This is a genomic window from Kitasatospora sp. NPDC093102 (genome assembly GCF_040683915.1).
GTDB lineage: Bacteria > Actinomycetota > Actinomycetes > Streptomycetales > Streptomycetaceae > Kitasatospora.
Genome location: NZ_JBFBFA010000004.1, coordinates 104,560 through 126,766, shown reverse-complemented (window position 1 = coordinate 126,766; position 22,207 = coordinate 104,560). Strand labels below are relative to the sequence as shown.

Here is a 22,207-nt window from a genome sequence, read left to right as displayed (position 1 = left end):
CCTGGAGACGGCCGCCGACACCCGGTGGGCGGTCCTCGGGAGGAGGAGTTCGCGATGGGCGATGCAGTGGGTGGGGCGAAGGACGTCGTCGTGGCCGGAAGCGGGATCATCGGGCTCACCACGGCGATCCGCTTGCAGGAGAAGGGACTTCGAGTCGTCGTGGTGACGGCCGACGGGCTGCTGTCGACGACCTCCGCCGTGGCCGCGGCCGTCTGGTTCCCCGTCGCCACGGGCACGAGCGGCCGGGTGGCGGACTGGTCCGCGACCGCCTTCGCCGAGTTCGCCCGCCAGGCCGCGCAGGGCGTACCCGGCGTCTCGATGCGCAGCACCCGCATGCTGGAACACCAGCGGCAGCCGTCGGGCCTGCCCTGGTGGGGTGACGCCGTCCCCGACCTGCACCGGCTGACGGCAGCCGAACGCGGACCGGACTGCGCGGACGGCTGGTCGTTCACGGCCCCCGCCGTCGAGATGCCGCTCTACCTGCCCTGGCTGCTCGGCCGGTTCATCGACAACGGCGGCGAGATCGTCCACCGCCGACTCGACGCCCTCGACCAGGCCCTGGCCTGGGCGCCCGTGGTGGTCAACGCCACCGGACTGGCCGCCCGACAGCTCTGCGACGACCCTGCCGTGCACCCGGTGCGCGGCCAGCTCGTCCTGGTCCGCAACCCCGGACTGCCCAGCTCGACCCGCATCCAGGACGACCCGGCCGGCTACACCTACATCCACCCCCGCAGCGCCGACGTCGTCCTCGGCGGCACCTTCGAACCGGACGACTGGAACACCACGCCCGACCCGGCCATCGCCGAGGCCATCCTCGCCCGCTGCACGGCCCGCATACCCGAACTCCGCGGCGCCCGCGTCATCGGCCACGCCGTCGGCCTGCGCCCCGCCCGCCACGGCGGCCCCCGCCTCGAAGCGGACCCGGCCGGCCGGATCGTCCACAACTACGGCCACGGCGGCGCCGGCGTCACCCTCAGCTGGGGCTGTGCCGACGCCGCCGCCGAACTGGTGGGGTGACCGGGAATCCGCACCGGGTCGGTGCCGGAGCCCGTCGAGCCGATGGGGCGAGGGCGGGCCCGGTGCCGGCGGCAGGCGTGAGGTCCGGCCAGGGGCGCCCTGCTCTGTCGCAGGCAGCGGACCGCAGGAGGTCGAGAACCGTGCACCCCGGCGAACGAGCGCGGTCGGAGCACCCGTGGCCCGACGCGTTCGGCGGTCCGTTCCGGCCACGGCGGTGAGTCGCATTCGCTACGGTTGCGCGCTGAGACCGTCCCGCTTCCGTTCTCGCTCCCCAACTTCGTTCCTCCGGAGGAACCTTGGCCTCGATCACGCTCGACGCCGAGCGCCGCGTCCACGCCGACACCGGACGCGTCCGGGTCGCCGCCGTGGACGTGCTGCGCTCGCTCGGCTTCCAGATCACCTCGGAGATGGCCACCGTGGTGGAGGCCCGGCGCGGCTCCGCCGTCCGCTCGGCGATGCTCCTGCCCGACCAGGTGCCGCTGGCGGCCCGCCTCCACCTCGTGCCCGCCGACGGCGACCGCACCTCGGTCTCGCTGCACCTGACGGACCGGGCGGTCTCGGTGATCGCGCTGGGCGTGCAGGAGCCCTATGTGGCCGCCTTCCAGACGGCGCTGCTCGCCCTCGACCGCGCACTCACCGGCCTCGACCCGGCAGCCGGAGCGGCCGGCTTCCCCCAACCCCGGTGGTGGGCCCGCGCACCCCGGGCCGACAACCTGGCCCGGCACCACGAGACCGGCCAGCGGCTGGTCGGCGGCGTCGCCGCCCGCGTCAACGAGCGGCTCTCCGGCGGGCGCCGCTCCACCGGCCCGTCCCTGTGGGAGGGCATCGAGCGCATCGTCTTCCGCTCCCCGGCCGGGTTCCTCGCGATGGACATGGTCACCGCCCGCACCCTGCTGGCGATCCCGGTGATGATCGGCAGCCGTCGGGACGGCGTACCGGCCCAACTGGCCTCCGACGTCGCACGGTTGGCGGCGGTGGTGGAAGGCCGCCTCGGCGCGGGCGGCCTCGGCTCCGTGGAGGTGGCGGTCACCGAGGAGGACCGCCCGGCCTTCGAGTTCCTGCACCGCCAGTTCGGCATCCGCTCGCAGCTGCCCGTCCGGACCCTCTGCACCTGCCGGGACTGCCGGCAGACCAAGGTGGTGAACCTGGACCTCAAACGGCTGCGGCAGCGCAAGAACCGCCTCAAGACGATCGCCTCCGTCGTGCAGACGACGTACGAGAACGACGGCGAACCCAACCCCTTCCTGATCTTCGGGTCGGTCTTCCAACGCTCCAAGATTGACCCGGACTTCGTCTGCGCGCGCTGCGAGAGCACCGTCGCCGACGAACAGCCGGTGACCTTCTGCCCGCGCTGCGGCGACATGCGCACCGAGTCCGTCCTGGACACCTGCTCCGAGTGCGGCCATGACTTCGAGGCCCTCGCCGCGGACCTCCCCGCCTGGGCCGGCACCCCGCCGCCCCCGCTCGCCCCGCCGCCCCCGCTCGCCCCGCCGACCCCGCGGCCGTCCGTCGTGCCCCCGATGCCCACCGCGCCCCCGATGCCCACCGCGCCGCCCCGCCCGAGCTGCGGCATCTGCGGCGGAACCTACCCCGTGCTCTGGTCCGTCCAGATCCTTGACGGCCCCCACCCGAGACCGCTCACCGTCTGTGCCACCACCCCTCGCTGCTCCCCGCCCTCCATCGCCCCACCGGCCCGGATCCGGACCTGAGACCCGCGCAGGCTGGGGGCTCGCCTCTGCGATTCGCAGAGGCGAGCCCGACGAGGATCGGTTCAGACGTGGCGTTCGACGGCTTCGAAGATGTCGGCGAGCAGGAGGAGCCCGGTGCGTCTCGCCTCGTCGACGTCGGAGACGAGGGTTTCGCCGATGTCGAACACCACGGAGCGGACCATACGGGCAGCTTACTGTTCTGGGGTTCGCTGGTGGTTCGAGAGTGGGGATTCCAAGGGTGTCCGAGGCCAGGAAGCCGGTGTTGTACGTCGTGGTGTGCGCGGCGGGAGTCGCGGGCGGGGTGGGGGAGTTGATCGCCGCTGCGCAGGCGCAGGGGTGGGACGTCGGGGTGGTGGCGACTCCGAACGCGATGACGCTCATCGACGCGGACGCGATCACCGCGCAGACGGGGTATCCGGTCCGCTCGGCCTGGCGGAAGCCCGGGGAGCCCCGGCCACTGCCGGACCCGGACGCCGTCGTCGTCTCGCCGGCCACCTTCAACACGATCAACAAGTGGGCCCTGGGGATCTCGGACACCCTGGCCCTGGGGATTCTCTGCGAGTCGTACGGCTGGGGCATCCCGGTGGCCGTGCAGCCGTGTCTGAGCGCGGCGCAGGCGGCGCATCCCGCGTACGAGGAGAGCCTGGCGAAGCTGCGGCGGATGGGGGTGCGGATCGCGGGCTTCGTGCCCGGCTCCTACAACTGGACGCGGGCCCTGGAGTTGCTGCGGGACTGACAGAGTGGCTGATCCGGGCCGGCGATCCTTGCAGTGTGAGGGGTGGTTGGTGCCGAAGCTCTGGAGGTAGCGTCCGGGCAGGTCAGCGAGGGTGTGGGAGGTTTCCGGTGGCGGCGGTCAACGGCGAGGTGTCGTTCTGGTACGCGGCGGACGGGGTGCCCGAGCCGGGCCCCGGGCTGCCGGGGGACCGGGACGTCGAGGTGTGCATCGTCGGCGGCGGGTACACCGGGCTCTGGACGGCGTACTACCTGAAGAAGGCCGACCCCTCCCTCCGGATCGCCGTCCTCGAACAGCGCTTCTGCGGCTACGGCGCCTCCGGCCGCAACGGCGGCTGGCTGTACAACGGCTTCGCGGGGCGCGGTGCGTTCGCCAAGCGGTACGGGCGGCAGCGGGCTGCCGCGATGCAGCGGATGATGGACGAGGCGGTCGGGGAGGTCGTCGACATTGCCGCCACCGAGGGGATCGAGGCGGACATCGTCCGCGGCGGTGTACTCGAAGTGGCCCGCAGCAAGCCGCAGTTGGAACGCCTGCGCGCCCACGTCGAGGGCGAGCGGGCCTACGGCGAAGGGCGCGTCGAGCTGCTCGGCGCGAAGGAGGCAAGGGAGCGGATCGACGTGGCCGGCGCCCTCGGCGGCTGCTGGAGCCCGTACGGGGCCCGCATCCAGCCCGCCAAGCTCGCCCGTGGCCTCGCGCGCACCGTGCGCGGGTCGGGCGTCGAGGTGTACGAGGGGACGGCGGTCACCGCGATCCTGCCCGGCTCCGGTTACCGCAAGCCCCGCGCCGTCACCCCGTACGGCACCGTCACCGCCGACCATGTGCTGCGTGCCACCGAGGGGTTCACCGCCGGGCTGCGCGGCGAGAAGCGGACCTGGCTGCCGATGAACTCCGCGATGGTCGCCACCGAGCCGCTGCCCGCCGAGTTCTGGGCGGAGACCGGCTGGCACGGCCGGGAGGTGCTGGGCGACTTCGCGCACGCCTACATGTACGCGCAGCGCACCGCCGACGACCGGATCGCGCTGGGCGGGCGGGGCGTGCCGTACCGGTTCGGCTCGCGGACGGACTCGGACGGCAGCACCCAGGTGGAGACGGTGCGCCAGCTCCGGGCGATCCTCGACCGGTTCTTCCCGGCTGCCGCGCACGCCCGGATCGACCACGCCTGGGCGGGCGTGCTCGGGGTGCCCCGGGACTGGTGCGCCACCGTCGAACTGGACCGGGTGAGCGGGCTCGGCTGGGCGGGCGGGTACGTCGGCAGCGGGGTGACCACCACCAACCTGGCCGGCCGCACCCTGCGGGACCTGGTGCTCGGCCGGGACACCGAGCTGACCCGGCTGCCCTGGGTGGGCCACACCGTGCGGCGCTGGGAGCCGGAGCCGCTGCGCTGGCTGGGCGTGCACGCGATGTACGCCGCGTACCACGCCGCCGACCGGCAGGAGGCGGCCGGCCGGGCCACCACCTCGCCGATCGCCCGGGTCGCGGACCTCATCGCCGGGCGCTGAGCCGCCGGGCGCCGAGTCCCCGGATTCTGAATCGCCGATCGCTGAGTCTCCGTGTGCCGAATCCAGGGCCGATCGCCGGGCGCTGAGTCCCCGGACGCGGAACGAGCGCGGTCGGCGGTCGGGCCGCCGTGCCGGACCGTGTTGCGACGGCCGTCGGGGCGAGCGTCGCGCCACGATGTGCGGATGACGGTGAACAAGGTGGATCCGCCGCCGTCGGCGGCGAAGTCGACGACCGGGTCCGGCCGGAGCGGCCGCCGTGCCGATCGGCCGTTCGGACCTGCCGCCGAGCGGAGCGGGCCCGCAGCACGGACGGTGAAGGCGTGCCGAGGAGAACACTGCCGGCCCTTGCGGTCGCCCTGCTGCTCTGCGCGCCCGGGAGCGGCGCGTGGGCCAGGTCGCCGGGCTGGCAGGTGGCGGTCGTGGACCAGGCCTCGCGCAGTGTGCTGGTGCTGCAGAGCGCCGAGGATCTGATGGCCTACCGCGGCCCGGACCGGCTGCCGGTGGTCTGGGGCTGGAGTGCGGACCGGGCACCGGAGTTGGCGGATCTGGCGCCCGAGCGCAGCTGGACGAACCCGGACGAGGCGAAGTCCCGGGTCCGGCAAGGGCGCCGGTACCTGCTGACGACCGCCTCCGGTGGGCTGGCGGCCGTCGTGGAGACCACCACGAACCGCGTCCACTGGGCGGCGGACCTGGGGACGGCCGTCAACCCGCACAGCATCGAACTGCTGCCGGACGGCAACGTGGCCGTGGCAGCGAGCACGGGCGGCTGGGTGCGGCTGTACGCGGCGTCGCAGGGCCCGCGGGCCGCAGCGTACGCGGAGTTCCCGCTGCCGGGTGCGCACGGGGTGCACTGGGACGGGCGGACCGGCCTGCTCTGGGTGCTCGGGGATACGGTGCTGACCGCGCTGCGGGTCGGCGGAACCCCGGCCGCGCCCACCCTCACCGCGGTGCGGAGCAGCCCGTTGCCCGGCCGTGGCGGGCACGACCTGGCCGCCGTACTGGCGGCTCCCGGGCGGTTCTGGGTGACCACGCTGACCGGCCTGTGGCGCTACGACCCCGCCACCGACCGCTTCGCCGCCGTGCGACTGGCAGATCCGGCCGCCGAGCGGGACCTCAAGAGCGTCGGCGACGAGCCCGGCACCGGCCGGCTGCTCACGGTGACGCCCGAGCACGCGGCGCCGTGCGACTGGTGCACCTCGGTGATCACCCTGCACCGGCCGGAGGGAACGCGGTCGCTGCGCGGCACGCACCTGTACAAGGCGAGGTGGTGGAGTGGCTGGTAGCAGATTCTGGACCCCAGGTGGCCGATCTGGGCGCGCGCGTCGGAGATACCACCCGAATTGCGGACGGCATTCGGCTGATGGGGCATATTGTGTACACCGACAAACTACTCCGATGGAGGTCAGTTTCCCGTCGCGGTCGGCAAACCATCCGTCGACCCCGGTCGGCTGGGATAGCGTCGTGGGGTCGGGGGGTCGACGCCGATCCGGTGTATTCGAACGCTAGCTACTGGGCCGTAACGGCCGAATGAGTCCTGGAGAAAAACATGCGGAATTTCCGTGCGGAAAACCGGCCGGATGGAGTCGACGACCTTCAGCTCGCGATGGAATCACTGGCAGCCTTCCCGTCCCGGAACGCCGGGAGCGGAGCGGACGTGACCGAGCGGCTCGCGGCCGTTCACGACTTGTGCCGCGCGGTCGACGCGGTGCTCGACAGTCTGGTCGTCCAGGCGGCCGCCGAGGCAGCCGAGGAGGGGTGGACCGCGGCCCGCATGGCGGCCGAACACTCCGGCTACTACGCCAGGTTGCAGCGCGCGCTGCTCCCCGCCGCTGCCGGGCTGACCCGGCAGTGAGCGCGGTGCGACCGGGCGTGCACGTGCTGTCCTGCCCCACCCGGTGGAGTGACGTCGACGAGAACGGGCACATCAACAACGCCCGTCTGGTCGGCTACGTCCAGGAGGGGATTTACGACCTGTTCCGTCATCACGAGACTGCCGTGCGGGAATCGCTGTTCCCGTTCGGATTCATTATCGCGAGGCATGAGATCGACTTCCTGGAACAGTTGCACCACCGGCCCGAGCCGTTGTCGGTGCGGCTCGTCGTGGAACGGCTCGGACGGAGTTCCGCGCAGGTCGAGGTGAATGTCTGCCGGGACCGGATCACCTTTATGCGGGCGCGGACCGTGGTGGTCGCGCGGGACCGCGAATCGGGCCGCTCACGGGCGCTGAGCCCGGCCGAGCGGAGCTTTCTCTCGGCGTTTATGACGGACGCGGCCCGCGCCCAGGCGCTCCTGGCGGCCACGACGGTGACCGCGGCGACGACCGTGCCGGCCGCGACCGCGGCGGGTGCCGCCACCGCGGTGGCCGCGGCGGCAGCGGTGAGCGCGACGGCCCCGGCACAGCGCGTACCGGCCGGTGCGGCCGCCGGCGTGGTGGTGCCGTCCCGGCGGCCGCGTCGGCGGTGCCACGCCTCGGCGGGGTGAACCGCCGTCCCGGGCCGGTGGCGTGATCGACAAGGGCGTCGGTCCGCCCGGCCTGCGTCCCCGGCCTCACCTGCGTTCCCGGCCTCCCCGGTCCCTGCGGTCCCGCCGTACCCAGGAAGAAGGGCGGTTCCGAAGGCGCCGCGGCGAGTTACGCTGAGCAGCACGGGCACCGGTACGCCCCGCGGTGGTCACGGGCTGCGACCTCCCTCCAGGCCCAGGGCGAGCAGGCCGTCGTCGGCCCGGCCGGAGCCCGCCGACCGGAAGGAGGATGCGATGACCATCTCCTGGGAGGACTTCCTCGCCCGCGTCGTGGAGCGCGGCGAGTACCGGGGCGAGGCTGAGGCGGATCACGCCGCCCGGGTCGTGCTGGCCCTGCTCGGCGAGCACCTGGTGGGGTCCGAGCGGGGCGAACTCGCCGACGCGTTGCCCGTCACCTACGCCTCGCTGCTGCGCGACGCCGGGCCCGCGGCCGAGCCACTGACCGCCGAGCGCTTCGTGCAGGCCGTGGTGGGCTGGATCGACGGGGCGACCCCGGCGACGGCACAGTGGGACATCGGGGCCGTGCTCAGCACGGTCGCCGACCTGGTCCCGGGGGAGTTGCTGGACCGGGTGATCGAGCAGCTCCCGGACGGTTACGACCTGCTGTTCGGACACCCGGCACGGGCCTGAGCACGTCCGCGCGGCCGTCGGGCGCCGCTACCCGGTGGTCGCCCGGAACAGCTCCGCGCCCGGGCCGGTCAGTTCGACCGGCCCGGCGCCCGGGCGCAGGTAGGCCGACGCGCCCGCCGGAAGCGCGAGCCCGGCACCGCCGGGCGCTCGCAGCCAGGCCTGGCCGGCGACGCAGAGCAGGATCTGCGGGGTGGGGAGGTCGACCCGGACGGAGGTGGCGCCGGGACGCAGCCGCGAGAGCCTGAACTCCTCTGCGGGCGATGGGAATTCCTCCTCGACGCCGGTGCCGGTGTTGATGCCGGCGCCGGAGTCGGGGCCGGCGCCGTCCCCGAGCGGGCGCGGCACCAGCACCTCGGGTTCCCCGGTGCGGAAGGACGTGACCGCCAGCAGGCCGTCCACGTCGACGTGCTTGGGGGTGAGACCGCAGCGCAGCACGTTGTCGGAGTTGGCCATCAACTCCACACCCACGCCCCGGAGGTAGGCGTGCGGCACCCCGGAGTCCAGGTACAGCGCCTGCCCGGCGGTGAGCCGGACATGGTTGAGCAGCAGCGCGGCGAGCAGGCCCCGGTCTCCGGGGTACTCCGCGGCGAGGCGGGCGTAGGCGGCACAGCTCGCGGCGTGCGGTCCGCCGGCCGCCGCCGCCCGGCGCAGGGAGTCGGTGACGGCCATGAGTTCGGCGGCGTCGGCGTGAAGGCCGGAGCGCAGCAGCTCGGGCAGCACGGCCTCGACGGGCCGGGTTCGCAGCGCGGTGGCCCAGGGGGAGAGCACGCCGAGGGCGTCCAGCAGCCGGGCGGTGGCGGCGGCCGGGCGGAAGCCGCACAGGGCCTCGAAGTCGCCGAGCGAGCAGATGAGTTCGGGCTTGTGCCCACGGTCCTTGAACACCCGCTCCGGCGCGTCCGGCGGAACGCCCCGGGCCTGCTCCGCCGCGTACCCGGCCTCGGCCTGGGCGCGGGTGGGGTGGACCTGGAGGGAGAGCGCCCGGTCGGCGGCCAGCACCTTGAACAGGAACGGCAGCGCCGGGCCGAACCGCCGTACGGTGTCCGGTCCGAGCATGCCGTCCGGGTCGGCGTCGATCAGCCGGTCCAGCGGCTGCGGGCCGCCGTCGCCGGACAGCAGGGACGGCGCCGACGGGTGGGCGCCCAGCCAGAGTTCGGCCTGCGGGGTGCCGTCGGGGGTGGTGCCGGTGAGCGCGGGGATGGCGGTGGGCGAGCCCCAGGCGTAGCGGCGGACCGGGTTCTGCAGGAGGGCGAACGGCAGGGGGCTGAGCGGCGGCATGCGGGCGGCTCCGGGGTGGCTCAGCGGCAGAGCGCGGCCGCGCCGATCAGCCCGGCGTCGGTGCCGAGTGCGGCGCGGCGCACGTCCAGGCCGCGGATGTACGGGAGGGCGGCGTAGCGGTCGAGGTGGCGGGCGAGCGGGGCGAACAGCTGGTCCCCGGCACCGGCCACGCCGCCGCCTATGACGACCCGGGAGAGGTCCACCAGGGCGGCCGTGGCGGCGATCCCGGCGGCCAGTGCCTGGGCGGCGCGGTCGAAGGAGGCGAGGGCGACCGGGTCGCCCGCGGCGGCGGAGGCGGCGACGGCGCGTGCCGTCCGATCGCCGTCCGCGGGCCGCCAGCCCGCGGCGAGGGCCCGGCGGGCGATCGCGGTGCCGCTGGCGAGACCCTCCAGGCAGCCGCGCGAGCCGCACGGGCAGGGCTCTCCGTCCAGTTCGACGGTGATGTGGCCGAGGTGGCCGGCGTTGCCGCTGGGGCCGGGGCGCACCGCGCCGTCGAGCACCAGCCCGGCGCCGACGCCGGTCGACACCACCAGGCAGAGCGCGTTGTCGGCGCCTCGGGCCGCGCCCTGCCAGTGCTCGGCGGCGGCCATCGCCACGCCGTCCCCGGCGAGGTGGACGGGCAGCGCGCGGGCTGCCACAGCCGGGTGTGCGGCGACCGCGGCGACCAGCGGGAAGCTCCGCCAGCCGGGGATGTTGACCGGGCTGACGGTGCCGCCGACGAGGTCGACCGGGCCGGCGCTGCCGATCCCGACGGCCGTCACGGCGGCCCAGTCCGCCGTTCCGGCGAGCTGTGCCAGCACCTGGTGCACCACGGCGAGCACGGCCGCGCCCGGCTCGGCGGCCGGGGTGGGCAGCTGGAGCCGGTGCCGCAGCCGGCCGTCGCCGTCGACCAGCGCCCCGGCGATCTTGGTGCCGCCGATGTCGAGGGCGGCGAACAGCGGGGTGACGGGCACGGTGGGCTCCAAAGCGGTCGATGGGGTCGGCGCCCCGGCCGCGGAGGCCGAGGCGCCGAACAGCGTAGAACAGACGGGTGGTCGGCCGCCCGTCAGCCGGCCGCGCCGAGCCGCAGCGTGACCAGCTCGAACGGGCGCAGTGCGAGGCGCACCGCGCCGTCCTCGACCGCCACCTCGCCGCGGGTGCCGTCCCAGGGCCGCTCCAGCAGGTCGCAGGAGACGGCGCCGGCCAGCGGGAAGGAGGTGGTGAGCCGGCCCCGGGCACGGCCGCCGCCCGCCTCGTAGACCCGGACGATCAGGTCCCCGCTCCGGTCGTCGGCGAGCTTGACGGCGCTCACCACCAGGGCGTCGTTGTCCAGCCGTACCAGCGGAGCGACCTGCTCGGCGCTGCCGGTGACCCGCCGCTCCGGCAGGCCGATCCGGTAGCCCTCGCGGACGGCGTCGCCGATCGCCGCGCCCGGCACCAGGGCGTGCCGGAAGCGGTGCAGGCCCTGGTCGGTCTTCGGGTCGGGGAAGCGCGGGGCGCGCAGCAGCGAGAAGCGGACCGTGGTGGTGGTCCCGCCGTCGCCGGAGCGCACCGCGCGGGTGACGTCGTGGCCGTAGGTGGAGGCGGTGACCAGGGCGACGCCCCAGCCGGGCTCGTCGAGGTGGACGAAGCGGTGGTTGCAGGCCTCGAACTTGGCGGCGTCCCAGCTGGTGTTGGTGTGGGTGGGCCGGTAGAGGTGGCCGAACTGGGTCTCGGCGGCGTAGCGCTCGGTGTGGATGTCCAGCGGGAAGGCGGCCTTGAGGAACTTCTCGGTCTCGTGCCAGTCGACCACGGTGTCGATGTCCAGCCGCTGCTCGTCGGCCCGCAGGGTGAGGGTCTGCACCACGGTGGAGGAGCCGAAGGAGCGGGCGATCCGCACGGAGGCCAGTTCGGCGGTGCGGTCGGCGGTGAGCGAGTCCACGCCGGTCAGGTCGGTGACGGTGTTGCGGTAGAACTGGTCCACGTCCCAGGCGTCCCACATGTTGGGGAAGTCGGGGTGCAGCTGGAGAAGGTTGGCCCGGCTGCCGGGCGCGACGGTCTCCCGGCCGGTCGCGAGCTCGACCACCGAGGCGATCAGGCCGTCCGCGTCCACGACGACCTCCAGCAGGCCGTTGCGCAGGGTGAAGCCGCCCTCCGGCCGCTGCGCCACCGCGCACTCCGGGCCGGTCACGGCGGCGACCGCGGCCCCGCCGGCCGGTACCGCCGAGCGGGTGTGCGGCGCCGCGTTGAACACCAGCTCGCGCCCGCCGGAGGCCGCCCCGGCCAGCGCCTGCTGGGCCGCGTCGATCAGCGCCTCCAGCTCCCCGGCCAGCGCCGCGTACGTCGCCTCGGCCTCGCGGTGCACCCAGGCGATGGACGAGCCGGGCAGGATGTCGTGGAACTGGTGCAGCAGGACGGTCTTCCAGATCCGGTCCAGCTGCTCGTACGGGTAGGCCGCGCCGGTGCGCAACGCGGCGGTGGCACACCAGAGTTCGGCCTCGCGTAGCAGGTTCTCGCTGCGCCGGTTGCCCTGCTTGGTCCTGGCCTGGCTGGTCAGGGTGGCGCGGTGCAGCTCCAGGTAGAGCTCGCCCACCCAGACCGGCGGGTTCGGGTACTCGGCCTCGGCCTTGGCGAAGAACTCGGCGGGATTCTCCCAGCGGACGGTGGCCGAGCCCTCCAGGTCCTTCATCCGGGCGGCCTTGGCGACCATCTCGCGGGTGGTGCCGCCGCCGCCGTCACCCCAGCCGGTCGGGGCGAGCGAGTGCCGGGCGACGCCCTTGTCCTTGAAGTTCTTCGCCGCGTGGGCGATCTCGCTGCCCTTCATCGAGCAGTTGTAGGTGTCCACCGGAGGGAAGTGGGTGAAGATCCGGGTCCCGTCGATGCCCTCCCAGAGGAAGGTGTGGTGCGGGAACCGGTTCACCTGGCTCCACGAGATTTTCTGGGTCAGCAGCCACTTGGAGCCCGCGTTGCGGATGATCTGCGGAAGGCCGCCGGTGAAGCCGAAGGTGTCCGGCAGCCAGGCCTCGTGGTTCTCCACCCCGAACTCGTCCAGGAAGAACCGCTTGCCGTGGACGAACTGCCGGGCCATCGCCTCCGAGCTCGGCATGTTGGTGTCGGACTCGACCCACATGCCGCCGGCCGGGACGAACCGGCCCTCCGCCACCGCCTTCCGCACCCGGGCGTACACCTCGGGACGGTGCTCCTTGATCCAGGCGAACTGCTGGGCCTGGGACATGGTGTAGCGGAAGTCCGGCTCGTCCTCCAGCAGCGCGGTCATGTTGGCGGTGGTGCGGGCCACCTTGCGGACGGTCTCGCGCAGCGGCCAGAGCCAGGCCGAGTCGATGTGGGCGTGGCCGATCGCGCTGATCCGGTGCGCGGACGGCACGGCGGGCGCGGCCAGCACCCCGGCCAGCTCCGAACGGGCCTTCGCGGCGGTGGCGTTGACGTCCTGGAGGTCGACCGCGTCGAGGCAGCGCTCGACCGCGCGCAGGATCTCCCATCGGCGGGCGCTCTCCACCGGCAGCTCGGCCATCAGCTCGCCGAGCACCTCCAGGTCCATCACGAGCTGCCAGACCGTCTCGTCGAAGACCGCCAGGTCCATCCGGGCCAGCTTGTACTGCGGCTGGTCGCCGGCCGTCTCCTTGTCACCCAGCTCGGTGGGCAGGAACGGGTGGTAGTCCAGGATGACCGGGTTGGAGGCGGCCTCGACGTGCAGCAGCACCTGCTCGCCGCCGGCCGCCGGCGCGGCGATCCGCACCCACTGGTTCTGCGGGTTGAGGCCCTTCACCGGGGAGCCGTCCGGGCGGTAGACCAGGCCCTCGCACTGGAAGCCGGGCATGTTGGCGTCGAAGCCCAGGTCGATCAGCGCCTCGACGGTGCGTCCGGCCCAGGCCTGCGGCACGGTGCCGGTCACGGTGATCCAGCTGGTGCCCCAGGGCGCGCCCCAGGCGTCGCCCACCGCGATCGGGGTGGGCGGGGCGGCCAGGCCCTCGGCGACCGGGACGGGCTCGCCGGGCGCCGTCCAGATGCCGACCTCCAGCGGGACGGACTCGGGGTAGACGGCCGGGCGGATGCGCTCGTCCAGGACGCGCTTGAGGCGGGACTCGACCAGGGTGCGGTCATCGTGCATGTCGGCGGGCTCCGTTGCGTGGCTGAGGGTGCGTGGCTGAGGTTCTTGGCGCTCGGCTGAGGTCGCGGGGCTGAGGTTGCGGGGCTGAGGTTGCGGGGCTGAGGTTATGGGGCCGAGGGGGAGACGGATGGGCTAGAGAGAACGTACGTCGGCGGGGTGGACCACCTCGGTGATGCCGCGCGCCGCGAGGTGCGCACGGTCCTCGGCGCGCTCGGCGAGCACCGCGGTCGGGCGGACGCCCTCCTCGGCGAGGCGCATGAACGTCTCGTACACCGCACCGCCGGGGCCGCAGACCGAGCGCCGCGGCGAGGTGACCTCGCCGCCGGTGGCGACCACCACGGCGGTGCTGCGCGGCTTGGGCGGCTGCCAGGACCGGCGGGCCTCGGCGGCGGCCTCGGCGAGCCGGGCGCCGGCCGGCTTGACCGTCCGGTCGGTGGTCAGCAGGCCCAGGCTGTACTCCAGTTCGGGGAAGTCGGCGAGTGAGCGGTCCACGTCGTGGGAGCACCACCAGGTCACGCCCCACAGGTCCGGGCAGTCCAGTGCGGCCTCCACGGTGGCGCCGGTGAAGCGCGCGGCGTCCTGCGGGGCGATGTGCGGGGCGGGCGCGCCGACCTCCTGCAGCCAGACCGGACGGGCCGGGTCGTCCGCCCAGGCCTTGGACAGCTCGACCAGGTACGCGGCGTGCTGCGCGGTGGCGGTGGAGTGCGCGCCGTAGCGTTGGGCGGTGCCGTTGAACACCCAGGAGTGCACGGCGGTCGCGGCGCCGATCCGGGCCGAGTGCCAGGGGGTGAACGGGTGCTCGTCCAGGTACCAGGCCGCGTCGTACGAGGCGTGCAGGTGCAGCCGGCCGGGGGCGCCCTGCTCGCAGGCGTCGAGCATCCGGCGCAGCCAGGCCTCGGCCTCGGCGGAGGTGGCCCGGTCCGGGTCGGGGTGCGGGGCGCCGGAGAACTGGTTGATCTCGTTGCCGAGCGTCATTCCGAGGAAGCTGGGCCGCCCGCGCAGCGCCCCGGCGAGAGTGCGCAGGTAGGCGGCCTGGGCGTCGAGCACCTCGGGGTCGGTGAAGATGTTGCGCCGGTGCCAGGTCCGGGTCCAGGACGGGAGGAAGTCGAAGCTGGACAGGTGGCCCTGCAGGCCGTCCACCGCGACGTCCAGCCCACGCTCGCCGGCCGCGTCCACCAGGGCCGTCAGCTGGTCGACGGCGCGCGGGCGGATCAGGGTGCGGTTGGGCTGGAAGACCGGCCAGAGCGGGAACACCCGTACGTGGTCCAGTCCGAGGGCGGCGATGGAGTCGAAGTCGGCGCGCACGGCGTCCAGGTCGAAGTCGAGCCAGTGGTGGAACCAGCCGGCGCTGGGCGTGTAGTTGACGCCGAAGCGGGGGGCCTGCGGGGTGGCAGTCATGTGCGGTGGCTTCCTCAACGGGTGTGGGGCGTACGGACGGTGGGCTATCCCTTGACGGCTCCCTCCTCGACGCCCTTGAAGAAGAAGCGCTGGCAGAGGCCGAACACCACGACGATCGGCAGGAAGGCGATCATGGTGCCGGCCGCGATCAGCCGGGGGTTGGCGGAGAAGGTGCCGTTGAGGTACTGGAGCCCGACGGTGAGGGTGTACTTCTGCGGGTCGTTGAGCACGATCAGCGGCCACAGGAAGTCGTCCCAGGCACCGATGAAGGTGAAGATCACGATCACGCTGAGCATGCCGCGCACGTTCGGCAGACCGATGTGCCACAGCCGCTGCCAGACGGTGGCGCCGTCCACCAGGGCGGCCTGGTCGAGCTCGGCCGGGACGGCGGCGAACGCGGTGCGCATCAGCAGCACGTTGAGCATCGCGATCGAGCCGGGCAGCGCGACGCCGGCCAGGCTGTCGGCCAGGCCGAGGCTGCGCACCAGCACGTACTGGGAGACGATGGTGACCTCGCCGGGCAGGATCAGGGTGGCGAGGAAGAGGCCGAGGACGAGCTTGGCGCCGCGGAAGCGCAGCCGGGCGAGCGCGTAGCCGGCCAGCGTGCAGCCGACCACGTTGCCGGTGATGCAGACCACGGCGACGATCACCGAGTTGAGTGCGTAGGTCCACACCGGGATGACGTCGGCGACCTTGCCGTAGTTGCCCAGGGTGGGCTGGTCGGGCAGGAAGCTCGGGGTGCGGGTGTAGACGTCCTCGGCGGGGCCCTTGAGGGAGGTGGACAGCTGCCACAGGAACGGGCCGATGACCAGCAGCAGGACCAGCACCAGGAGCAGGTAGCGGGCGGCGGTCCGGGCGGGGGAGGGGGTGTTGAAGCCCCGGGCGGGCCTGCCGGGCCTGCCGGGCTCGGTGGCGGTGGCGGGCTCGGTGGCCTGCGTGCGGACGGTGGTCATCAGGTCAGGCCGCCTTCCGGTTCAGCCGCATCAGGAACAGCATCGGGCCGAGGGTGACGACGAACAGCAGCAGGCTGAGCGCCGAGGCGTAGCCCAGGTGGCCGTTGAACCCGCGGCTGTACATCTGGATCAGCATCACCACGGACATGTCCCGCCCGCCGGGGCCGCCCTGGCCGTTGGAGAGCACGTACAGCTCGGAGAAGACGCGCAGCGAGCTCACCGAGATCAGCGCGGAGATCAGGATCATGGTCGGGCGCACCCCGGGCAGGGTGACGTGCCAGAACCGGCTGACCGGGCCGGCGCCGTCCACGGCCGCCGCCTCGTGCAGCTCGCGCGGGACGTTGGCGAGGGCGGACAGGTAGATGACCATGTAGTAGCCGAGGCCCTTCCAGACGGTCAGGGCGATCGCGCTGAACAGCAGCAGCCAGCGGTCGGTCAGGAAGGAGACCGGCGAGTCGGCCAGCCCGGTCTGCCGCAGCAGGCCGTTGACCAGGCCGCGGTCGTCCAGCGCCCAGCCCCAGATCAGCGCCACCACGACGGCGGAGGCGATCACCGGGGTGTAGAAGGCGGTGCGGAAGAAGGTGATGCCGGGGATCCTGCGCTGGACGAGCAGGGCGAGCAGCAGCGGCAGGACGGTCAGCAGGGGCAGGCAGACCAGCATGAACACGATGCTGTTGAGCAGGGCGTCGGCGAGCTGTTCGTCGTCCAGTAGCCGGCCGTAGTTCTCCAGGCCGGTGAACTGCCCGCCGCCCAGCGGCTTGGCGTTGGTGAAGGACAGGATCACCGTGTTGACGGCCGGCCAGAGGTTGAAGACGGCCAGCCAGACTATCGCGGGCCCGGCGAGCAGCCAGGGGGTGAACCAGCGCCGGTGGGTCATGCGGGTGCCTTCCTGGGGCCTGGGGGTGGTGCGGGTGACTCCCGGGGAGCGGCGGGCGTGGGGGAGGCCCGCCGCTTCGCCGGTACGGGGTGGGGGCGTCGCGGGGCGCGGTGCCGCGTCGTGGGGGAGCCCGTTTGCGTAGGGGGAAACCCGTGCGCGTGCTGGGGGTCAGCCCTTGAGCAGCTTGTTGCACTGCTCGACGGCGGTGTCCAGCGCCTGCTTGGAGCTGGTCTCGCCGCTGATGGCCAGCGCGAACTGCTGCTTGATGACGGTGCCCATGGCGTCGTCCACCTCGACGGGCTGGATCAGCTGGGCCTTGGCGAGCGAGGTGAAGGCGATGACCTTGGCGTCGCCCGCGTTGGTGCCGTCGCTCTTGCTGAAGAACGGGTCGTTCGCGGAGGCCTTGGTGGACGGGAAGACGCTGGTCAGGTGGGCGAAGGCGGCCTGGTTCTCGGGGCTGGTCACCCAACGGGCGAGGGCCACGGCGGCGGCCGGGTTCTTGGTGTTCTTCGGGATGGACAGGCCCTGGACGTACAGCGGCGGGGTGCCCATCGCGGTGGAGGGGACGACCTTCGGGGCGAGGGTCGGGTTGTCGGTGGCGAGGCTGGTGATGAAGTTGCCGCCGCCGGTGGTCCAGGCCGCGGTGCCGGAGCTGAAGAGCTTGGAGTTGCCGGCGTAGGTGTCGGTCAGCACCCCGTTCGGCATCAGGCCCTCCTTGAACGCGTCGCGGTACCTGTCGAGCAGCGCCGCGGCCTCGGGGGTGTTGAAGGTGAAGGCCTTGCCGTCGTCGGACATGATCTTCACGCCGATGTTGTACAGGTCGCCGATGCCCGGCTTGCGGCTCATCAGGTAGGTCTGGCCGCCGGACTTCTCCTTCATCACCCGGGCCTGGGCGATCAGTTCGTCCAGGCTGGCCGGGGGCTTCTGCGGGTCCAGGCCGTTCTTCGTGAGGAGTTCCGAACTCCAGTAGTTCACATCGGTGTTGAGGTACCACGGGTAGCCGAAGGTGCCCTGGTGCCCGTTGAACCGGTAGGCGTCCACGCCGCCGGAGACGTACTCCTCGGCGAGTTTCGGATCGGCCTTGGCGACGTCCAGCAGGACGTCCTTCTTCGCCAGCGGGAAGGCGAAGTCGGGCGGGAGGTTGACCACGTCGGGCAGGGTGCCGGCGGCGGCCTGGCTGAGCACCTTGTCGGAGTAGCCCTCGCCGGGCTGGTCGAGCCACTCGACCTCGACGCCGGGGTACTTCTTCTTGAAGCCGTCGATCACGCCCTGCATGTAGTCGGTGAACTTCGGCTTGAGCGCCCAGGTCTGGAGCGAGACCCTGCCCTTGACCTCGCCGGTGGCGGCCGCACTCGCCACCGCGTCGCTGCTCTTGGTGTCGCCGGAGCCGAGTCCGCAGCCGGTGAGCGCGGCGGTGGCGAGCGCCGTCGTGGTCAGTGCCGCCCAGATTCTTCGCATGAGGGTCTCCCGGTCCTGGGGGTGGGTGGGGGATCGTGCTGAGCTCGGGGGTTTCCCGGGGCTGTTCCCCGGGGTTCTGTCAACGGGGTGACGCAACGGGGTGACGCAACTGAGGCTGCAACGGGGGTTGCACCGGATTCCGGAACCTGACCAACTAAACCGGTCTAGCTATGCCAGGGACTATGCTCCCGCCTAAACTTGGATGTCAAGAGAAGGGTCGGGTTCCGTGGGCAGACCGACGATCGCCGACATCGCCCGCCAGGCCGGTGTCTCCAAGGGCGCGGTGTCCTTCGCGCTCAACGGCCGGCCGGGCGTGAGCGAGGCGACCAGGGCCCGGATCCTGCGGGTCGCCGAGGAGATGAACTGGCGCCCGCACAGCGCCGCGCGCGCCCTCGGCGGAGCCCGGTCCGACGCCGTCGGCCTGGTGATCGCCCGGCCGGCCCGCACCATCGGCGTCGAGCCGTTCTTCAGCCAACTGCTCTCCGGGCTCCAGGCCGTGCTCTCGGCCAGCTCGATCGCGCTGCACCTGATGGTGGTCGAGGACACCGCCGCCGAGATCGAGGTCTACCGGGGCTGGGCCTCCGAGCACCGGGTGGACGGCTTCATCGTGGTCGACCTCCAGGTCAAGGACCCGCGGCTGCCGGTGCTGGACGAACTCGGGCTGCCCGCCGTCGTGCTGGGCGGGCCCGGCAAGGGCGGCAACCAGCTGCGGATCTGGGCCGACGACCGGGAGGCGATGCTCTCGATCGTCGACTACCTGGCCGCCATCGGGCACCGCCGGATCGCCCACCTCGCCGGGCTGCCGCACTTCCAGCACACCCAGCGGCGGATCCGCGCGCTGCGCGACGCCTCGCGCCGGCTCGGGCTGGAGGAAGCGGTGTCGGTGCCCACCGACTTCAGCGACGCCGAGGGCGCGGCCGCCACCCGGACCCTGCTGTCCCGGGCCAAGCGGCCCACCGCCATCGTCTACGACAGCGACGTGATGGCCGTCGCCGGGCTGGGCGTGGCGGGGGAGATGGGCGTCGCGGTGCCCGGCGAGCTGTCGATCGTCTCCTTCGACGACTCGGTGCTCGCCCGGATCGTCCACCCGCCGCTGACCGCGCTCAGCCGGGACACCTTCGCGCTCGGCGAGCAGGTGGCGCGCAGTCTGCTGGCGGCGCTGGACGAGCCCGGGCCCGGGCGGGACCTCCAGATGCCCACGCCGCGGCTGACGGTGCGGGAGTCCACCTCGCCGCCGGGAGGCACACCGGCCGCCTCCCTCTCGGGTTCCCCCACCGGTTCCCCTGGCGGTTCTCCCGCCAGTTCTCGCGCCGGTTCCCCCGCACGGGCGGATGCTGCGCACATCGTTGACAGCGGTTCTGAACCGGTTTAGCCTCGCAGCGCCGAGCGGGCCCCCGGCTCGGCGCGCTCCGCCGCACTTCGTCCGGCTTCCGTTTCCCGCTGCCCGTCCCGATCCCCGTCGCGTCCCGTCCGGCGAGGACGCCCGGCAGCGGTGCGACCTCCACTCGATCCAGCACCGGCACGCCCGCATGCAGCCGGGCCCCCGTCCGCGACGGCAGGCCCGCCCCCGCCCTCCTCCGCTCGATCGGAGCCACCGCATGTCACGACGCCTCCCCCTGCTGCTCAGCGCCGCCCTCGCGACGGCCGCGTTGACCGTCACCCCCGCGGCCTGGGCCGACCCGACACCGGCCGCGGCACCCGCCGCCACCACCGGCTCGGGCAGCCAGCCCTTCGCCTCGTACTGGTACCCCAACAGCATCCTGAACTGGGACCCGGCCACCGACCCGGACGCCCGCTTCAACCGCTCCCGCGTGCCGCTCCAGCCGCGCACCGGCGACCCGGCGCTGCGGGCCAACCCCAACGCCCGCAGCGGCGAGGGCAGGATCGCCTCGCTGGTCTCCTTCGGCCCCACCTCCAACAATCCCTCGCAGGGTTCCGCCGACCCCGACTACTACGCCTTCGGCTACTGGCAGTACGTCGACAAGCTGGTGTTCTGGGGCGGTTCGGCCGGCGAGGGCCTGATCCTCGCCCCCAACCCGACCGTGATCGACGCCGCCCACCGCAACGGCGTCAAGGTCTACGGCACGGTCTTCTTCCCGCCCGGCGCGTACGGTGGCCAGCTCCAGTGGGTGCGCGACTTCGTCCAGAAGTCCGGCAGCCGCTACCCCGTCGCCGACAAGCTCGTCCAGGCCGCGCAGTACTACGGCTTCGACGGCTGGTTCATCAACCAGGAGACCGGCGGCGGCGATTCGGCCCTGGCGGGCGAACTGCGCAACCTGATGCAGTACACCAAGGCGCAGAGCGGCACCGAGTTCATGTGGTACGACGCGATGACCACCTCCGGCCCGGTCAACTGGCAGAACGCCCTCACCTCGGCCAACTCCCCCTTCCTCCAGGACGGTTCGAAGCGCACCGCGGACTCGATGTTCCTGAACTTCAACTGGTCGGCGAGCGGCCTGAACTCCTCCCGGGCGCTGGCCCGGCAACTCGGCCGCAGCGAGTACGACCTCTACTCCGGCATCGACACCGAGGCCAACGGCTACAACACCGGCGTGGACTGGAACACCCTCTTCCCGGCCGGCAAACCGCACACCACCTCGCTCGGCCTCTACCGTCCGGAGTGGACCTGGAAGTCCGCCACCGACCGCGCCGACTTCTACGCCAAGGACGCCCGCTACTGGGTCGGCGCCAACAGCGACCCGTCCCGGATCGACCTCTCGGCGAGCTGGCCCGGCCTGGCCGGCTACGTCGCCGAGTCCTCGCCGATCACCGCCAAGCCCTTCGTCACCAACTTCGACACCGGGCAGGGCGACTTCTACAACGCGGCCGGCACCCGGGTCGCCACCGGCGGCTGGAACAACCTCTCGCTCCAGGACGTCCCGCCCACCTACCGCTGGGTGGTGGAGTCGAGCGGTAGCAGGATCACCCCGTCCGTCGACTTCACCGACGCCTACCAGGGCGGCTCCTCGCTGCGGCTGAGCGGAAAGCTCGACGCCGCCAACACCGTACGGCTGTACCGGGCCACGCTGCCGGTCGCCGCGAACACCAAGCTGGACCTGGTGGTCAAGACCCCGGCCGCCGGGCCCACCAAGCTCAAGGCCGCGGTCTCCTTCGCCGACGCGCCGGGCAGCTTCACCACGATCGACGTCGGCGCCAACTCCGGTACCGGCTGGGAGCGGCACACCCTCGACCTCTCCCCGTACGCGGGCCGCACCGTCGCCCAGATCGCCCTGCGGGCCGAGGGCAGCGATCCGGCGTACGACCTCCGGGTCGGCCAAGTAGCCCTCTACGACGGCTCGGTGGAGGCCCCGGCGGCACCGGCCGGCCTCACCGTCCTCGGCGCGAGCGACGTGACGCCCGGCTCCAGCCAGTCCCTGCGGCTGTCCTGGACGGCGGCGCCCGGCGGCAACGTGCACCACTACGAGGTGTACCGGCGCAACGCGGACGGCAGCCGCACCTTCCTCGGCGCCACGCCCAACGACGCGTACTTCGTCGGGCGGCTCGACCGGGCCGGCGGCGAGAACGCCACCACGCTGGACGTCGAGACGGTGTCCACCACCTACGGGCGCTCGACCGCCGCCTCCACCACGGTGAGCTGGAACGGCACCCCGCCGACCTCCACCAACCTGGCGCTGAACCGCCCGGCCACCGCCTCCGGCCAGTGCAACGCGAACGAGGGCCCGGCCAAGGCCGTCAACGGCAGCGTCAGCGGCGGGACCAGCGACAAGTGGTGCACCCTGACCTCCGCCAAGTGGCTGGAGGTGGACCTCGGTTCGGCGAAGCAGCTGTCCAAGTTCGTGGTCAAGCACGCGGCGGCGGGCGGCGAGAGCGCCTCGTACAACACCCGCGACTTCGCCGTCCAGGTCCGGTCGGGCGCGAGCGACCCCTGGACGACCGTCGCGGACGTCACCGGCAACACGGCCGGCACCACCACCCACCCGGTGAACACCACCGCCCGCTACGTCCGGCTGGTGATCACCACCCCCACCCAGAGTGCCGATCCGGCCGCCCGCATCTACGAGTTCGAGGCCTGGGGCGCGTAGCCCCCGCT

At 73.0% G+C, this 22,207-nt stretch carries 17 protein-coding genes; 10 read left to right on the top strand and 7 right to left on the bottom strand.

The features are described from left to right. Positions 1-54 precede the first annotated feature (54 nt). From AB0O11_RS08240 to AB0O11_RS08205, 8 genes are all read left to right on the top strand, one after another. A complete protein-coding gene (locus tag AB0O11_RS08240) occupies positions 55-1,017 on the top strand; it encodes an FAD-dependent oxidoreductase (RefSeq protein WP_363383216.1) in 963 nt (320 codons plus the stop codon). Between the two features lie 296 nt (positions 1,018-1,313). Beyond that, entirely contained in the window at positions 1,314-2,726 is a 1,413-nt protein-coding gene (locus tag AB0O11_RS08235) for a hypothetical protein (RefSeq protein ID WP_363383214.1), read from the top strand. A gap of 238 nt (positions 2,727-2,964) precedes the next feature. After that, the gene (locus AB0O11_RS08230) at positions 2,965-3,462 is read left to right on the top strand and encodes a flavoprotein (RefSeq protein WP_363383212.1); all 498 of its coding nucleotides are present in this window, start codon (positions 2,965-2,967) and stop codon (positions 3,460-3,462) included. Between the two features lie 107 nt (positions 3,463-3,569). After that, positions 3,570-4,958: an FAD-binding oxidoreductase gene (locus AB0O11_RS08225; protein ID WP_363383210.1), complete on the top strand. Its 1,389-nt coding sequence runs from the start codon at positions 3,570-3,572 to the stop codon at positions 4,956-4,958. A 320-nt stretch (positions 4,959-5,278) separates the two neighbouring features. Next, the gene (locus tag AB0O11_RS08220) at positions 5,279-6,241 is read left to right on the top strand and encodes a DUF6528 family protein (RefSeq protein ID WP_363383208.1); all 963 of its coding nucleotides are present in this window, start codon (positions 5,279-5,281) and stop codon (positions 6,239-6,241) included. A gap of 371 nt (positions 6,242-6,612) precedes the next feature. Continuing rightward, complete coding sequence (locus AB0O11_RS08215) at positions 6,613-6,810, top strand: hypothetical protein (protein WP_363383206.1); 198 nt, start codon at positions 6,613-6,615, stop codon at positions 6,808-6,810. 17 nt (positions 6,811-6,827) lie between these two features. Then, positions 6,828-7,439 carry a thioesterase family protein gene (locus AB0O11_RS08210; protein ID WP_363383204.1) on the top strand — a complete coding sequence of 204 codons (612 nt, stop codon included), beginning with the start codon at positions 6,828-6,830 and terminating at the stop codon, positions 7,437-7,439. A gap of 273 nt (positions 7,440-7,712) precedes the next feature. Continuing rightward, positions 7,713-8,108, top strand: a complete 396-nt coding sequence (locus tag AB0O11_RS08205; protein ID WP_224285228.1) for a DUF2267 domain-containing protein — start codon at positions 7,713-7,715, stop codon at positions 8,106-8,108. A 27-nt stretch (positions 8,109-8,135) separates the two neighbouring features. Here AB0O11_RS08205 and manA read toward each other — a convergent pair whose 3' ends face one another. The 7 genes from manA to AB0O11_RS08170 all read right to left on the bottom strand — a co-directional run bounded on the left by manA (position 8,136) and on the right by AB0O11_RS08170 (position 18,156). After that, positions 8,136-9,383 carry a mannose-6-phosphate isomerase, class I gene (gene manA, locus AB0O11_RS08200; protein ID WP_363383201.1) on the bottom strand — a complete coding sequence of 416 codons (1,248 nt, stop codon included), beginning with the start codon at positions 9,381-9,383 and terminating at the stop codon, positions 8,136-8,138. 20 nt (positions 9,384-9,403) lie between these two features. Continuing rightward, on the bottom strand, positions 9,404-10,336 hold the full coding sequence (locus AB0O11_RS08195; RefSeq protein WP_363383198.1) for an ROK family protein: 933 nt from the start codon (positions 10,334-10,336) through the stop codon (positions 9,404-9,406). Positions 10,337-10,428: 92 nt separating this feature from the next. After that, complete coding sequence (locus AB0O11_RS08190; protein ID WP_363383195.1) at positions 10,429-13,470, bottom strand: glycoside hydrolase family 38 C-terminal domain-containing protein; 3,042 nt, start codon at positions 13,468-13,470, stop codon at positions 10,429-10,431. A gap of 132 nt (positions 13,471-13,602) precedes the next feature. After that, entirely contained in the window at positions 13,603-14,868 is a 1,266-nt protein-coding gene (locus AB0O11_RS08185; protein WP_363383193.1) for a glycosyl hydrolase, read from the bottom strand. Positions 14,869-14,912: 44 nt separating this feature from the next. Next, positions 14,913-15,821: a carbohydrate ABC transporter permease gene (locus AB0O11_RS08180; protein WP_363383190.1), complete on the bottom strand. Its 909-nt coding sequence runs from the start codon at positions 15,819-15,821 to the stop codon at positions 14,913-14,915. A 4-nt stretch (positions 15,822-15,825) separates the two neighbouring features. Next, positions 15,826-16,698, bottom strand: a complete 873-nt coding sequence (locus AB0O11_RS08175) for a sugar ABC transporter permease (protein ID WP_363383187.1) — start codon at positions 16,696-16,698, stop codon at positions 15,826-15,828. 168 nt (positions 16,699-16,866) lie between these two features. Next, the gene (locus AB0O11_RS08170) at positions 16,867-18,156 is read right to left on the bottom strand and encodes a sugar ABC transporter substrate-binding protein (protein WP_363383184.1); all 1,290 of its coding nucleotides are present in this window, start codon (positions 18,154-18,156) and stop codon (positions 16,867-16,869) included. Between the two features lie 226 nt (positions 18,157-18,382). On the opposite strand from AB0O11_RS08170, the gene AB0O11_RS08165 reads away from it, so the two are divergent. Together AB0O11_RS08165 and AB0O11_RS08160 are read left to right on the top strand one after the other, a co-directional pair. Next, positions 18,383-19,528, top strand: a complete 1,146-nt coding sequence (locus tag AB0O11_RS08165) for a LacI family DNA-binding transcriptional regulator (RefSeq protein ID WP_363383182.1) — start codon at positions 18,383-18,385, stop codon at positions 19,526-19,528. Positions 19,529-19,754: 226 nt separating this feature from the next. Continuing rightward, a complete protein-coding gene (locus tag AB0O11_RS08160) occupies positions 19,755-22,199 on the top strand; it encodes a discoidin domain-containing protein (RefSeq protein WP_363383181.1) in 2,445 nt (814 codons plus the stop codon). The last annotated feature ends 8 nt before the right edge of the window (positions 22,200-22,207 follow it).